General features: G+C 60.1%; 13 protein-coding genes. All 13 read right to left on the reverse strand.

Annotation, left to right across the window (positions count from 1 at the left end; translation table 11 throughout):
- Positions 1 to 26: 26 nt before the first annotated feature.
- The 13 genes from H4W29_RS23500 to H4W29_RS23560 all read right to left on the reverse strand — a co-directional run bounded on the left by H4W29_RS23500 (position 27) and on the right by H4W29_RS23560 (position 14,259).
- On the reverse strand, positions 27 to 1,229 hold the full coding sequence (locus tag H4W29_RS23500; protein ID WP_192731270.1) for an MFS transporter: 1,203 nt from the start codon (positions 1,227 to 1,229) through the stop codon (positions 27 to 29).
- 299 nt (positions 1,230 to 1,528) lie between these two features.
- On the reverse strand, positions 1,529 to 2,350 hold the full coding sequence (gene panB, locus H4W29_RS23505; RefSeq protein WP_192731271.1) for a 3-methyl-2-oxobutanoate hydroxymethyltransferase: 822 nt from the start codon (positions 2,348 to 2,350) through the stop codon (positions 1,529 to 1,531).
- Positions 2,347 to 3,222: a pantoate--beta-alanine ligase gene (gene panC, locus H4W29_RS23510; protein ID WP_192731272.1), complete on the reverse strand. Its 876-nt coding sequence runs from the start codon at positions 3,220 to 3,222 to the stop codon at positions 2,347 to 2,349. Before panC ends, panB begins: the two co-directional genes overlap by 4 nt.
- Positions 3,223 to 3,458: 236 nt before the next feature.
- Positions 3,459 to 4,052 (reverse strand): transglutaminase-like cysteine peptidase, encoded by a 594-nt coding sequence (locus tag H4W29_RS23515; RefSeq protein ID WP_192731273.1) that lies wholly within the window; start codon positions 4,050 to 4,052, stop codon positions 3,459 to 3,461.
- A 516-nt stretch (positions 4,053 to 4,568) separates the two neighbouring features.
- On the reverse strand, positions 4,569 to 5,165 hold the full coding sequence (locus tag H4W29_RS23520; RefSeq protein WP_192731274.1) for a 2-hydroxychromene-2-carboxylate isomerase: 597 nt from the start codon (positions 5,163 to 5,165) through the stop codon (positions 4,569 to 4,571).
- A 38-nt stretch (positions 5,166 to 5,203) separates the two neighbouring features.
- Positions 5,204 to 6,241: an LLM class flavin-dependent oxidoreductase gene (locus H4W29_RS23525; RefSeq protein WP_192731275.1), complete on the reverse strand. Its 1,038-nt coding sequence runs from the start codon at positions 6,239 to 6,241 to the stop codon at positions 5,204 to 5,206.
- 11 nt (positions 6,242 to 6,252) lie between these two features.
- On the reverse strand, positions 6,253 to 7,188 hold the full coding sequence (locus H4W29_RS23530; protein ID WP_376776602.1) for an ABC transporter substrate-binding protein: 936 nt from the start codon (positions 7,186 to 7,188) through the stop codon (positions 6,253 to 6,255).
- Positions 7,189 to 7,269: 81 nt separating this feature from the next.
- Complete coding sequence (locus tag H4W29_RS23535) at positions 7,270 to 8,214, reverse strand: ABC transporter substrate-binding protein (protein WP_192731277.1); 945 nt, start codon at positions 8,212 to 8,214, stop codon at positions 7,270 to 7,272.
- A gap of 92 nt (positions 8,215 to 8,306) precedes the next feature.
- Positions 8,307 to 10,085, reverse strand: coding sequence for an amino acid ABC transporter permease/ATP-binding protein (locus H4W29_RS34700; RefSeq protein WP_192731278.1), 1,779 nt, complete (start codon positions 10,083 to 10,085; stop codon positions 8,307 to 8,309).
- Positions 10,086 to 10,121: 36 nt separating this feature from the next.
- The gene (locus H4W29_RS23545; protein ID WP_192731279.1) at positions 10,122 to 10,667 is read right to left on the reverse strand and encodes a GNAT family N-acetyltransferase; all 546 of its coding nucleotides are present in this window, start codon (positions 10,665 to 10,667) and stop codon (positions 10,122 to 10,124) included.
- Between the two features lie 9 nt (positions 10,668 to 10,676).
- Positions 10,677 to 11,876 carry a M20 aminoacylase family protein gene (locus tag H4W29_RS23550; RefSeq protein ID WP_192731280.1) on the reverse strand — a complete coding sequence of 400 codons (1,200 nt, stop codon included), beginning with the start codon at positions 11,874 to 11,876 and terminating at the stop codon, positions 10,677 to 10,679.
- 18 nt (positions 11,877 to 11,894) lie between these two features.
- Complete coding sequence (locus H4W29_RS23555; protein ID WP_192731281.1) at positions 11,895 to 13,244, reverse strand: LLM class flavin-dependent oxidoreductase; 1,350 nt, start codon at positions 13,242 to 13,244, stop codon at positions 11,895 to 11,897.
- 22 nt (positions 13,245 to 13,266) lie between these two features.
- The gene (locus H4W29_RS23560) at positions 13,267 to 14,259 is read right to left on the reverse strand and encodes an LLM class flavin-dependent oxidoreductase (protein WP_192731282.1); all 993 of its coding nucleotides are present in this window, start codon (positions 14,257 to 14,259) and stop codon (positions 13,267 to 13,269) included.
- Positions 14,260 to 14,426 lie beyond the last annotated feature (167 nt).

Raw genomic sequence — 14,426 nt, forward strand, 5'->3', positions numbered from 1 at the left:
TCGGTGCCTCGTTCCGGGTGCGAGACTTAAACCACTCGGTGCTTGGGGATGCGCGGCAGGAAGATGGTGAACAGGCCGAGCAACGGCAGGTAGGAGCAGATACGGTAGACGAAGGCGATACCGTGCGAGTCGGCAAAGCCACCGAGCAAGGCCGCACCGAGACCGCCCGCACCGAAGGCGAAGCCGAAGAAGACGCCGGCGATCAGGCCGACGCGACCTGGCACCAACTCCTGCGCGAAGACGACGATGGCAGAGAAGGCAGAGGCGAAGATCAGGCCGATGACGACGCTGAGCACGCCTGTCCAGAAGAGGTTCGCATAGGGCAGCAGCAGCGCGAACGGAATCACGCCGAGGATCGAGAACCAGATGACGAAGCGAGCGCCGAAACGATCGCCGATAGGACCGCCGAGGAAGGTGCCGGTGGCAACGGAACCTAAAAACAGGAAGAGCATGAGCTGCGCCTGTTGCACATCGAGCTGGAAACGATCGATGACGTAGAATGTGAAGTAGCTTGAGACGCTTGCCATGTAGACATTTTTCGTCGCCGTCAGCAACACGAGGATGAGTAGTGCCCAGACGACCTTGCTCTGCGGTAGCGGTAGGGCACGGCTCGGAGCCGCCTTGGTGGCGTTCTGGCGGCGGTGGCTCATGTACCAGTTCCCGACCCAGCTCAGGACCACGATGCCAACCATGGCGATGCCGGAAAGCCAGGACACGCTGTGTTGACCGTTCGGCAGTACGATGAAGGCAGCCAGCAGCGGACCGATCGCCTGGCCGGCATTGCCGCCCACCTGGAAGAAGGATTGCGCAAAGCCGTGGCGACCGCCGGAAGCAAGACGCGCGACGCGCGAAGATTCCGGATGAAAGACGGCCGAGCCGAAGCCGATGAGGCTTGCGGCAACCAGAAGCAGTTCAAAGCTGCCGGCATTGCCGAGCAGGATCAGGCCGCAGAAGGTGCTCGCCATACCAACCGGCAGCGAATAGGGCATCGGCCAACGGTCGGTGACGATGCCGACGAGCGGCTGGAGCAGCGACGCCGTGACCTGGAAGGTCATGGTCAAGAGACCGATCTGCACGAAATCGAGGTTGTAATTGGCTTTGAAGAGCGGATAGAGCGAGGCAAGCAGCGACTGCATGATGTCGTTGAGCATATGGCAGAAGCTGACTGCCACCAGGATGGACATTGCAGTCTTTTCAAATCGGGGGGCGCTCTCGGCAACGGATGCCATGGGTCTTCCTCATGCGCGGCCGGAAACATGCCAGGCCATCGTCGGTTTTCGTGCGGGCTGATCTTAAGGCGATCGGGGCTTGGGAAGTGAATTGTCAGCGGCGGTCGCTAAAAAGCATTTATCGTATGGAGAGGAACGATTACAGCCCAGTTTTACGCGTATCGGTACGCAATCTTTAAGATTTTTGTTCTCGATCTTGCACTCGCCACCTCACGCGCCGATTCCGCCCTGGCGACTGTTCCAGGGGTTGGAGCCGATATGGCTTATCGCCAAGCTCTCCAACTCGCTCGGCCGCGCGATCAAGACCGGCGCTTGAATGTGTGTTTTTCCGTGGGGAAAGCGCGGGAGCGCACCTCGTCCGCATAGGCGGCAGCCGCCGCCCCGACCCTCTTTCCAAGTTCGTCGTACCGTTTGACGAAGCGCGGCGTGAAGTCGTTGAATAGTCCGAGTATGTCGTCCGAAACCAGGATCTGGCCGTCACAGGCAGCCGAGGCACCAATCCCGATCGTCGGAACAGGAATTGCAGTCGTTACCTCGCGGGCAAATGTTTCGACCGTGCCCTCGATGACGACCGCAAAGGCTCCCGAGTTGCCGATCGCGTCGGCGTCACGCCGGATCTTCGTAACCTCCTCCTCGGAATGTCCAACAGATCGGTAGCCGCCTGCGGTATGAACCTGCTGAGGCATGAGCCCGATATGTCCGAGGACCGGAATACCGCGCGCGGTGAGGAAGGAAATCGTCTCGGCCATCTCCTCGCCGCCTTCGAGCTTGACTGCGTCGCACCCGGTTTCCTGCAGAATGCGCACGGCATTGCGATAGGCCAGTTCCTTCGACTCCTGGTAGCTGCCGAAGGGCATGTCGACGACCACGCAGGATTTAGCGACGCCGCGCATCACCGCCTTGCCATGGGCGATCATCATCTCAAGGGTCACTGCCACGGTGCTCTCCATGCCGTAGAGGACCATGCCGAGCGAATCCCCAACGAGCAGGAGATCGCAGTGTTCATCCAGGAGCCGCGCCATCGGCGTCGTGTAGGCCGTCAAAGACACAATCGGCGTTCCGCCCTTCATAGCCCGGATTCGTGTTGGCGTCAGGCGTTTTGCGGAACCGACAGCGCTCATTGTACTTCCCCCGTTCCAGACGAACCTTTTCTCGTGATCACCCGGTTGTCGAGGAGCTTGGTCGTACCAAGCCGCACGAACAGCGCGACTACCACCGGGTCCTCGATTTTCGAGACATGCCTCAACGTCGAAGCGTCCCTCACAGCGACGACTTCCGGCGTTACCAGGGGTTCACCGCCGATGAAGCCGATTAACTTCGCTTCAAGGACCTGCGGATCAGTGAGGCCCTGAGCGACAAGGCGCTCCGCCTCGGCCAAAGCACGGGGGACGATGACCGCTGCGCGTCGTTCCTTCTCGCTGAGATAGACGTTACGAGAAGATAGAGCGAGACCATCCGCATCCCGGACCGTCGGTACCGAAACGATGCGCACCGGCTGAGCCAGATCCTCAACCATCCGTTTGATGATGACGACTTGCTGGTAATCCTTCTCGCCGAAATAGGCGTTGCTCGGCTGGACGATATTGAAGAGCTTGCTGACAACGGTGGCAACACCCGCGAAATGCCCCGGTCGAACGGCGCCTTCGAGCTCGCAGCCAAGCTCCGGCACATCAACCACAGTTTTCATCGGGCGCGGATACATATCCTCGACGCCGGGCGCAAAGAGAATATCGACGCCTGCTTTTTCCAGCATCGTTCTGTCGCGTTGCAGATCCCGCGGGTATCGGGTCAGGTCCTCCGTTGGCCCGAACTGGAGCGGATTGACGAAGATCGAGGCAACGACGATCTCGTTTTCGGCGCGGGCGCGCGCGACAAGTTCCATATGCCCCGCGTGAAGATAACCCATCGTTGGCACCAAACCGACGCCTTCGCCATTTGCCTTCACCGCCGCAAGCGCTGCGCGCACAGCCTCAATGCTCGATAGGACCTGCATGTGCCCTCTCCCTGCCGCCTTCCTCACGTTGGGGGCGGATAGAAGATGTAAGCAGGGCCCAAGGTCAATGGATTCTTTTCGATAAGACCGATTAGATGAAGAAGGTTCTATCAGGGCGTGTAAAAATATTGCGAATCGCAACCGAGGCGGCGAATTTCTCGCCGGGCAACAGAAGCAAGAACAGCGACGGCAGCGCACGCCGCACATGCGTCCGAACTCGCATCATGTCTGTGGATCTAAAGTTCGTACCATATCCGAGGATTATCGCCGGACTGGATCATCAGCCAGCGAAGATCCGTATCGTTCCAGCTCTTGATCGCATTCGTACGGTTGTCAAGCACCAGATCGCCGCGATCGGTCCTGACGACCAGAACCGCGTGGCCCTTGCCGGTGGGCGTCTTGGTCACGGCGATCCTCAGTGCCTTCGTCGACCAACCCATGGCGACGAGGTGGTCGCGCTTCGTCAGCGCAAAATCCTCGCAATCGCCCGCAGTGACGTTCACCTGCCAGACGTCGCCCTGATCGGACCGGTCGTCGAGCGAGCGGATCGAGCGGTTGACCGAGGTGTTGACGGCGCGAAGCTGCTCGTCCGCCAGGGGACTCAAGGAGACTTCGGAAGCATCGCCGCGAGCAGTGCACTCATCGGGATTTCGAGCGCAAAACATCACATGCGCGAAAGGCGCGGCAGTCCGGCGCTTTTCAGAAATATAGCTGAACACAGGCGCCGTCTTCAGGCCACGGGCTGCACCGGCAGGACCGTCCGCGTGAGCGGTCTGAACCGCGAGCAGAGATGCAAGCGTCACCACGATAACCAGTCCATGCTTGTACATCTTCTACCCCCGTGTGGTGGTTGATCGAACGATGATGAGGCTCGCCCAGCGATGTTCTGGGCGTGTCCGCTCCTTCAGTCACAGCGCAACCAGCAGCATGCGCATTACAACCAAATGCAGGCAACCAACGACTTAACAATTTAAACTAGTGCGGACTGACGGCCATTTCAATTGCCGCGATAGATTCTGTTTTTGGAAAGGCGAGCAACGGCGGATCGAGACCTAACGCCCGTCCTGGGAGCGGCTTCGGCTAACCCTTCATCCGTCCCGGCATCGACGCTCAAGCGTCACCGAAGGACGCCAGCCTCCAGGTACAGTCAGGAAGGGTGCTGTCAGCTCTGACGAAGAAGTCGCTGGTGTCGCCGGAACGGGAGACGGCGTTATCGTCGCTGTCGGCATGCCCCATTCGTCGTGGCCGCTCGACCATAGAGCAAGGCCACCGGTATTGCGATGCACCAGAGGATGCGCTTGCAGCCTGCCCACCAGCTTTTCGGCAGAACGCGCTGCGTCGGCCCTTTACGGCTTGTCGCCATGAAGATGGCGTTCGAGGAAGGGCAGATTGTCCTGCCCCCAGTAGAGCTCGTCCTCATAGGCAAAGGTCGGGAAGCCGAAGACGCCTCTTTCGCGTGCATGAACGCGATCAGCTGCCCATTTCCGCTGGACATCGTTATCGGCCTGCCGTCGCAACAGGGCCGAGCCATCGAAACCGGCAGTGTTGACGATCGTCTCGCGGATATCAGGTCTGCCGATATCTTTTGCTTCGCTCCAGAACGCATGCTGCAGAGCGCGCGTTACGCCGATCCAATCCTGGCCATCGAGATAGGCGGCAATGACGAAGAAGGAGGCCGGTGTCGGATCACTGAGCTCGGGGCGATTTTCGAGGATGAGAGTCTTGCCGCGCACCCTTGCCCAGCGCCTGAGATCGCGGATCCAGTAGGCACGGCGAATTTCAGGGCGATTGCGCGAGAAAATCCCGCCATTCTCTTCAACGACCGTCGTCAGATACGGCTTGACGGTGATGTCGTTCTTTACGGCAAGCTCGGCAAAGGCATCAAGGCCGATATAGGACCAAGGCGAACCGATGGAGAAGAAGTATTCAACTGGTTTCGTCACGGAGAGATTTCCTACAATTCCAACGTTTGTCGCGCCGCTCACGATGCCGCTCGGAGGGTAGTCTTCGTGTTCCAGCCGAGCTCGGGAGCAATGTGCGTGGCGAAGTCATGCAGAATCTGGCGATATTCGTCATGCTCGAACTCGTAGGGCAATTCCAGCCTGAGCTCGCTCACATGCGGCAAGATGGGATCGGCAAGAAGGCGCTCCAGGATTTGCTCTGACGTCCCAACGAGATCGCGGGCAAACAGCGTGTGTCGTTCCCCCTGGGGAGACAGCGTGCGCTCATATCGTCCGGCGGCATAGTCTGAATATCGCTGGCGGGTGGCTGCATCCGCACTGTCAAAGGGCACGATAACCCGACCGAGCGCCACGCGCCGTTCCGCTCCGCCGGAAGCCCGATAGGCTTCGAACTGACGGGACTGGGCGAGGAAAAAATCATCGGTCTCCTCTCCGGACGTGACATTGCCGATCAGCAGGTTGAAACCGTTCTGGCCGGCCCATGAGGCCGACCGCAGCGAGCCACCGCCATACCAGATGCGATCGACCAGGCCTTTAGCGTAGGGCTGCAGTCTCGGGCGCTGCGGCCCGAAGGGCGTCTTGATGAACGTATTCTCGTCGCCGAGAAAGGTTCCTTTGAGATTGCCGCAAAAGCGCAGCACGCGCTCGTGCGAGAAGTCATGGTTCTGCCAGTCACCATCGAAGGCAAGCGGACCGATGAGATCGGCATGCAGCGGACGACCGGCGCTTAAGCCCACATTCAGCCTTCCCTTCGACAGAACATCGACGGTCGAGAGATCTTCGGCAAGCCGATAGGGACTTTCATAACCGATCGGAATGACAGCCGTACCGAGTTCGATACGGCTGGTGCGCTGGGTGGCAGCCGCCAGAAAGGCGGTTGCCGATGAGATGCCGGGCTCCAGATGCCGCTGACGGGCCCAGGCGCTGTTGAAGCCCAGCTCTTCACCGAAGCCAAGAAGCTGCAATGTCTGTTCGAGCCCGGAGAGCGGGTCGTCATCCGGGTAGTTGCCGGGTGTCAGGAAACCGATATGGCCGATCGAAATCGCGTTGCCGCTCATCTTGTCCTCACTCAGAATTTCGGCAGGCCGGGCGGGTTCGTCTCGGAGGCAGGCAGTGCCTCCTCCGACAGCTGCCATTGCGCAAGGATTTTTGCATAGGTTCCATCCTTGATCAGGCCATTGGTGGCGAGTGTCAGCGTATCGGCAATGCCGCTTCCCTTGCGGGTGGTGATCGCAACGTCGGAGCGATCGGGCCAGCCGGCGCTCAGCGTTCCAACTCGTTTGAGGTTCTTGTCGCGGCCGGCGATATAGACGAGTTGGGCATGCGGCTGGACGATGACATCGGCACGGCCCGAGCGTAGCGCCAGGAGGCTTGCTGCCTCGTCGTCATAATATTGCAGTTCGAGCGGTTTCAGACCCGCTTTGACATCATCATCGCTCCACCTCAACAGTATGCGCTCCTGATTGGTGCCGGCGCCGACGATGAAGCGCAGTCCTGCCGCATCCTTCGGCTCCTTGATCGAGGTGATCGCACTGTCAGCCTTGACGAAGAAGCCGTGCAGACCTTTCCGGTAGGTGGAGAAATCGAACTTCTCCTTGCGCTGTTCGGTAACACCGACGTTGGAAATAACAGCATCATATTTGCCTGATGTCAGGCCAAGTGGCCAATCGATCCAGGCAACGGGGACGAGTTCGAGCTGCAGCCCGAGGCTCTCGGCAATGGCGTTCGCGTACTCCGGATCGGCACCGACGACCGTCTTGGCATCCGTCGCATAAGTCGCAAGCGGCGGCCCACCCGGGCTTACGGCAACCGTGAATTTGCCTGATGTGACGAACTTGAAACCCTTCGGAATGGACGCGATCGCCGCCTCGTTACGCTGAGCGTGCACGCGTTTCGGCTGCTCGGGGCTCAAGTCGAATTCATCAGCCGCGGCCATGCCCGCATAGCAGGTTGTCAGAGATGCGATGGCGGCAATCGATACAATGCGTAGCCTTGAAAATATCATCACGAGAGAGCTCTCCATAAGAATATATGTAAACGAGGACGGACCGGCGCGACCTCCGACGCCGGTCCGTCAGACCATCCTTTACGAACCGCTCTTCGGCAGCCCCGGCGGGTTGGTCTTGGCTTCGTCGACGGCTTCGGCGTTCAGGCTCCAGTGCGTCAGTACTTCGCCATATTTGCCGTTCTTGATGAGGTCGTTGAGCGCGACTGTCACAGCATCGGCAAGGCCGGCGCCCTTCTTCGTCGTAACAGCGATTTCAGCCGTCAGCGGCCAGCCGCCGGAGACGATACCGACGAGCTTTGTATGCCCCTTGATGGAGGAGCTGTAAGCCTGCGTCGCGTTGGGATTGAACTCGACGTCCGCACGGCCGGACTGCAAGGCCAGATCGGCGGCGGCACGGTCGTCATAATATTGGACCTCGATTGGCTTCAGGCCGGCAGCAACATTCTGGCGATCCCATTCCAGGATGATCTTTTCCTGATTGGTGCCGGCACCGGTAATGACCTTGAGGCCAGCGACATCCTTCGGTTCCTTGATCTCGGTGATCTTGCTGTCGGACTTCACGTAGAAGCCGAGCACATCCTTGCGATAGGTGGAGAAATCGAACTTCTCCTTGCGTTCCTCGGTCACCGTGACGTTGGAGATGACGGCATCATACTTGCCGGAGGTGACGCCCAGCGGCCAATCCGCCCATGCAACCGAAACGAGGTTCAGCTCTAGGCCGAAGGAATCGGCGAGCAGTTGCGCCAGATCTGGATCGGCGCCGACCACGGTCGCTGCGTCGGATGCATAGGTTGCAATCGGCGGATCCCAGGCGTTGACAGCCACGGTGAACTTGCCCGGTTCGACGAACTTGAAGTTCGGCGCGATCGCCTTGATCGCGGCTTCGTCTTTTTCGGCGCGAACGCGGTTTGACGTGTCGGGGCTGAGATTGAACTTCTCAGCGGCCTGCGCCGTGCCGAAACCGAGTGTCACCAAGGCGACGACACCGGCAAGCAGGTAGCTAGCTCTATTTCTGAATGCCATTTCCCTTCTCCATTTCATCTTAAGGTTGTTGTTCTTTTCATGCCCTCCGGACGCCCGTCGCGGCCGGGATCTGCTGATGCGTTACCTCCTGTTCAGAGAACCTTGGCGAGGAATTCACGTGTGCGGGGATGTTCCGCGCCATTGAAGATGCGAGCCGGCGAGCCGGCCTCGAGGATATGGCCGCCGTCCATAAAGACGACGGTATCGGCAACTTCGCGGGCAAAGCCGATTTCGTGCGTGACGATGACAAGCGTCGTGCCCGTGCGCGCCAGCTCTTTGATCACATCGAGGACTTCTCCGACCAGTTCCGGATCGAGCGCCGATGTCGGCTCATCGAACAGCAGCACCTTCGGGCGAAGTGCCAGGGCGCGGGCAATGGCGACACGCTGCTGCTGGCCGCCCGAGAGCTGGCGCGGATAGGCATTGATCTTGTCGCTGAGGCCGACGCGGGCAAGCAGTTCCTGGGCAAGCTGGATGGCCTCTTCACGGCTCACGCCACGCACCTGGATCGGCGCTTCGATCAGGTTTTCGAGCACTGTCAGGTGCGGGAAGAGATTGAAGCTTTGGAACACCATACCGATATCGGCACGCCGCTTGAGGATGTCCTTTTCCTTGAGTTCGTAGAGCACATCGCCTTTCTGCTCGTATCCGACGAGATCGCCGTCAACCGAGATGAAACCGCCATCGACGCGCTCCAGATGATTGATGGCGCGCAGCAGAGTCGATTTGCCGGAGCCGGAAGGGCCGAGAATGGCGGTGACACTGCCTGCCGGCAGATTGAGATCGATGCCATCGAGCACCTTCAAAGAACCGAAGCTCTTGGAGATGCCGTGGATGCGCACCGCCCCACCGGCGCGAAGGGTCGTTGCGTCACGAAAACCGGAGGTGCGGGTAAAGTCGCCCGAGACTGCCAGTGCAGACACCGGACGGACAAAGCGCTGGAAGAAAGAATGGAAGGGAAGCGGCTTCGGGTTGCGCAGCGCGCCCTTGGCGAAATAGCGCTCGATATAATGCTGGGCGATCGACAGCACCGTCATGATGACGAGGTACCAGACAGTCGCCACCATCAAGAGCGGAATGACTTCAAGGTTACGGCGATAGATGACCTGGACCGTGTAGAACAGTTCCGGCAGGGCAAGTACGTAGACCATGGAGGTCGCCTTGGCGAGACCGATGATCTCATTGAACCCGGTCGGCAGGATCGAGCGCATCGCCTGCGGCAGCACGATACGGAAAGCCTGACGGCGGCGAGAGAGACCGAGTGCCGAAGCGGCCTCGAGCTGCCCCTGATCGACCGATAGGATGCCGCCGCGGACGATCTCGGCGAAGAAGGCCGACTGATTGAGCGTGAGGCCGAGGAACGCCGCAGCAAAGGGCGTCAGCAACTGTGTCGTCGGATATTCGAAGAGGACGGTGCCGGTGAACGGCACACCGAGTGTCACCGTCTCATAGAGATAGCCGAGATTGTTCAGCACCAAGAGCAGAACGATGACCGGGATCGATCGCAGCAGCCAGATGTAGCCCCAGGATAATCCCGACAGCAGCGGCGATCTCGAGACGCGGGCGAGCGCCAGTGCCGTGCCAAGGATCGAACCGGAAATCGTTGCCAACAGTGTCAGAAGCAGCGTGCGCCCGAGGCCGGCAAGAACGGGCGCCGCAAAGAACCATTCGGCAAAAACATTCCAGCCCCAGCGCGGATTGGTGAAGGTCGAATAGAGGACGGCAGCAATGACGAGAGCGGCGAATATGGTGCCGGCAACCCGGCCGGGATGTCGCGCCGGGACGATCCTCAGTCGGGAATAATCCTGAAGCGTTCGGTCCCCTGCCCTGCCACCGGTCTCGATGCCGGCATAATCACTCGTCAGTGCCATAGTGTTTCCCCTTTATGGAGTGTTCATTGCCCGGATTCAGTGACCTGCTGCCGCCTGCAGCGGCAGGCGATCGGCATTGGCCGGCACCTGCGGCACGAGATGGCGGATGTCCTTCTCAAAAGGCAGCGTCTTATAGACTTCCGGATCGACCTTGGGGTCGAAGAGCGCGGTGTAGCCGTAGTTGAGATAGAGGCCGACGGCCTCCGGCTGGCGGAAACCCGTCGTCAAATAGACCCGCGAATAGCCTTGGCGGGCAGCCTGGTCCTCCAACTCCACGAGAACCTTGCGTGCAAGGCCCTGTCGGCGCAGGTCGGAGCGTGTCCAGATACGTTTGAATTCCGCCGTCTGCTCATCATAATATTTGAAGGCGCCACCGCCGATGGTCTCGCCATTGCGTACGAGCAGCACGAAGTTACCGACGGGCGGCGCGAAAGCCTCGGGCGGATAACGGTTGAGTTCGGCTGCAGCCCCCTCTTCGCTGAAATAATTCCCGTAGCGGCTGTCATATTCGTAAATCAGCTCGTCGATCAGCGGCTTGGCGCGAGGGTCGAGAGGGGAAGTGTAGAGAAACGTGTCGCTCATGTTCGTTCGTCACCCGTTGTCGTCAGTGAGGAAGGTCTCGGCGAGCCGCACCCAGTAGCGGGCGGCCGGCGCAATGATCGCGTCGTTGAAATCGTAATGGGCACTGTGAAGAGGCGCGCTGTCGCCGTTGCCAATGAAGAGATAGCTGCCCGGCTTCTCCTGCAGCATGAAGGCAAAATCCTCGCTTGCCGTGCGCGGGCGAAATTCCGCTTCGACCTTTCCCGGCTCGAATGAGGACAGTGCGACATCGCGGGCAAAGGCCGTCTCTGCCCGATGGTTGATGAGCGCCGGAAAGCCAAGCCGATAATCGACCTCGGCCGTCGCACCGAAGCTCTCGGCTTGAGCGCGGGCGAGCGCCGGCACGCGTTCCTGGAGCTTATCGCGCACCGCCTGGCTGAAGGCACGCATGGTGAGTTTCAGCTCGACGCTTTCCGGAATGACATTCGAAGCTGACCCGGCATGGATCGAGCCGACAGTAACGACGGCCATATCCTGCGGATCGACATTGCGCGAGACGATGCTCTGCAGCGCCGTGATGAAGGAGGCCGAGGCCAGCACAGGATCGACGGCGCGATGCGGTTCGGCACCATGTCCACCCTTGCCGATGATGCGGATGACCGCCTGATCGACCGAGGCCATGGCGGCATCGGGAACAAAGCCGAACTTACCGGCCGGTACAGCTGGCCAATTGTGCAGCCCAAAGACAGCATCGACCGGAAACCGTTCGAACAGACCTTCCGAGATCATCTTGCGGGCGCCGGCACCGATCTCCTCGGCTGGCTGGAAGATCAGCCGCAACGTACCACTGAAATTGCTGGCCTCTGCCAGATAGCGCGCAGCGGCAAGCAGGATCGTCGTATGGCCATCGTGGCCGCAGGCATGCATGACGCCGGGATTGCTGCTTGCATAGGAAAGGCTTGTCGCCTCCTCGATCGGCAGGGCATCCATATCGGCTCGAATGGCGATGGAGCGCTTGCCGTTTCCGCGGGCCAGGGTGGCGACGATGCCGGTGCCGGCAATGCCCGTCGCCACCTCATAGCCCCAGGAGGAAAGGTGTGAGGCCACGAGCTTGCTCGTGCGGCGCTCCTGAAAGGCAAGCTCCGGATATTGGTGAAGGTCGTGCCGCAGCGCGATGAATTCATCGAGATGAACGGCAATTCCCGTCTCGATCGGATCGTGGCTGCGCGAGGGCTTTGTAATGACGTTCATGGAATTGTCCGCCGCGCCTCAGGCGCTGGCAGCCTTTCCCTGTTCAACCTCACCGGCATCTGCCGCGTAGCGGCTCTCGCGGAAGGGCAGCCCCAGATGATCGCGGAGCGTCTCACCCTTCAGGACAGGATCGAAGTAGCCGCGCTTTTCGAGGATCGGCAGCACATAGCGAGAAAAATCATCGAAGCCTTCGGCGATGACGGGGAAACCGAGGATGAAACCATCGGCGGCCTCACCGTCGATCCAGCGGATGATCTCGTTGGCGATATGATCCGCAGTACCGATGAACGTCGTGCGCGGCGTTGCCGCGTCGAGCGCGACATCCCGGAGGGTAAGCCCCTTCTCGCGCGCCGTCTTCTTGATCCGGTCCGTCGTGGCACGGAAATTGTTGCGCCCGATATCACCGATGTCAGGGAAAGGTTCGTCGAGCGGATAGGCGCTGAAGTCGTGATGGTCGAAAAAGCGGCCGAGATAGAGCAGCGCCTCTTCGATGGTGACGAGGTTGCGGATCGCCTGATATTTGGCCTCCGCTTCCTCTGGCGTCGCGCCGACGATCGGGCCGATTCCTGGATAGATGCCGACCTCGGCGGCGCGACGTCCCTGCGCGATCACGCTCTGCTTGAGTTGCTTGTAGAAAGCCTGGGCCTCCTCGATCGGTCCGCCATTGGTGAAGACCGCATCGGCATGTTTGCCGGCGAGCCGGATACCGGAATCGGAGGCGCCTGCCTGGAAGACCACCGGCTGCCCCTGTTTCGAGCGGCCGATATTGAGCGGCCCTTCGATGCGGAAGAAGCGCCCCTTGTGGTTCAGCCGGTGCAGTTTGGTCTTGTCGGCATACACACCGCTATCGCGGTCGCGCACGAAGGCGTCGTCATCCCACGAGTCCCATAGGCCCTTGATAGCGTCGATATATTCCTCAGCGATCTCGTAACGCAGCTCGTGCTCGGGATGTTCACGTCCATAGTTTCGGCCCGAGCCCTCGAGTGGCGAGGTCACGGCATTCCAGCCGGCACGGCCGCCGCTGACCAGGTCGATGGAGGCGAATTGTCGGGCAATCGTGAAGGGATCGCTGTAGGAAGTGGAGACCGTGCCGACCAGGCCGATCTTCGAAGTGGAGGCCGCAAGCGCTGCAAGGATCGTCAGCGGCTCGAACCGGTTGAGAAAGTGCGGGATCGATTGTTCGTTGATATAGAGACCGTCGGCAACGAAGGCGAAGGCGATACCGGCGTCCTCGGCCTTACGCGCCGTCTTGACGAAAAAGTCGAAATTGATGCTGGCGTCAGCCGGGCCACTTGGATGTTTCCAGGCGTTCATATGGCCGCCTGGGCCCTGCAGCATGATACCGAAAGTGATTTTCTTCTTGGCCATGGGTTCAATCCTCCTGGGATGGTCAGGCTGCGAGGGAAAGCCGCTCCTTGGCGAGCAATTCGATCGAGGAAAGCCGCTCCGAAGCGGCGAGCGCCGGTGTATCGAGAATGAATTCCTTGACCCCGTAGCGGCGATGCAACTCGTCCAGTTCCTTGCGGATCTGGGCCGCGGTGCCGTGCAGCACGCTCGGCACTTTTTCCTCGATCCGATACTCGGTGACACCGGCCTGCCTTGCGAATTCGGCCGCCTGTTCTTCGCTGCCGACATTCACGGTCTGGCCGTTCGGCAGGAAAACCTTGACGATGCGCAGATTGCCGACGCGCTCGCGCGCCTGCTCCTCGCTGTCGGCTGCGAAGGCAGCCAGCGCCAGGATCGGCCTTTTCCCGCTCGATGCCCGTTCATAGGCTTCGAAGGTCTTGCGCAGGTTCTCCGGATCGCCGTTGAGATGGCCGGCAAAAACCAGCTCCCAACCCTTCTCGGCGGCAAGTACTGCGCTCTCGACGCTTGCGCCGAGAAGGAAGCGCTCCGGCGCATGAGGCGGAAAGGGCGTCGCCTGCGCACCTTCATAGGTGGGGTCGGCCGCAAGATAGGTGTTGATGTCGGAAAGCTGGGCGGCGAAATCCGGCTTTCTTTCAGGATCGAATGCCGCCTGAAGAGCCCGCGTCGACAGCGGAAAGCCACCCGGCGCCTTGCCGACGCCGAGGTCGACGCGGCCGGGCGCAAGTGAGGCGAGGAGATTGAAGGTCTCGGCCACTTTGTAGGCGCTGTAATGCTGGAGCATTACCCCGCCCGAGCCGATGCGAATTTTCGATGTTCGCGCCAGGAGATAGGCGATCAATGTTTCTGGCGCGGAACTCGCCAGGTTAGACATATTGTGATGCTCGGCGACCCAGAACCGGTGATAGCCGAGTTCCTCGGCCCGGATTGCCAGCCGCACGCTAGCCTGCAAGGCTTCGCTAGCGCTTTTTCCCTGTTCGATCGGGCTCTTGTCGAGAAGGCTGAGAAAATAGGTCATGCGAAAACGCCTCATCCGGATCCATTTTGTCTATAAAAACAGTAGATAATATGGATTATAAGAAATCGCTTTCTCATTTCAGGGCAGAGCGGGAAAAAGCGTTTGGGAGACGGGATGGAAAAGCGAACTTCAAAACGCATGCCACCGATAGGTGGATCACGCGCCCT

The organism is Rhizobium viscosum, assembly GCF_014873945.1.
In the GTDB taxonomy this organism is placed as follows: Bacteria; Pseudomonadota; Alphaproteobacteria; order Rhizobiales; family Rhizobiaceae; genus Rhizobium; species Rhizobium viscosum.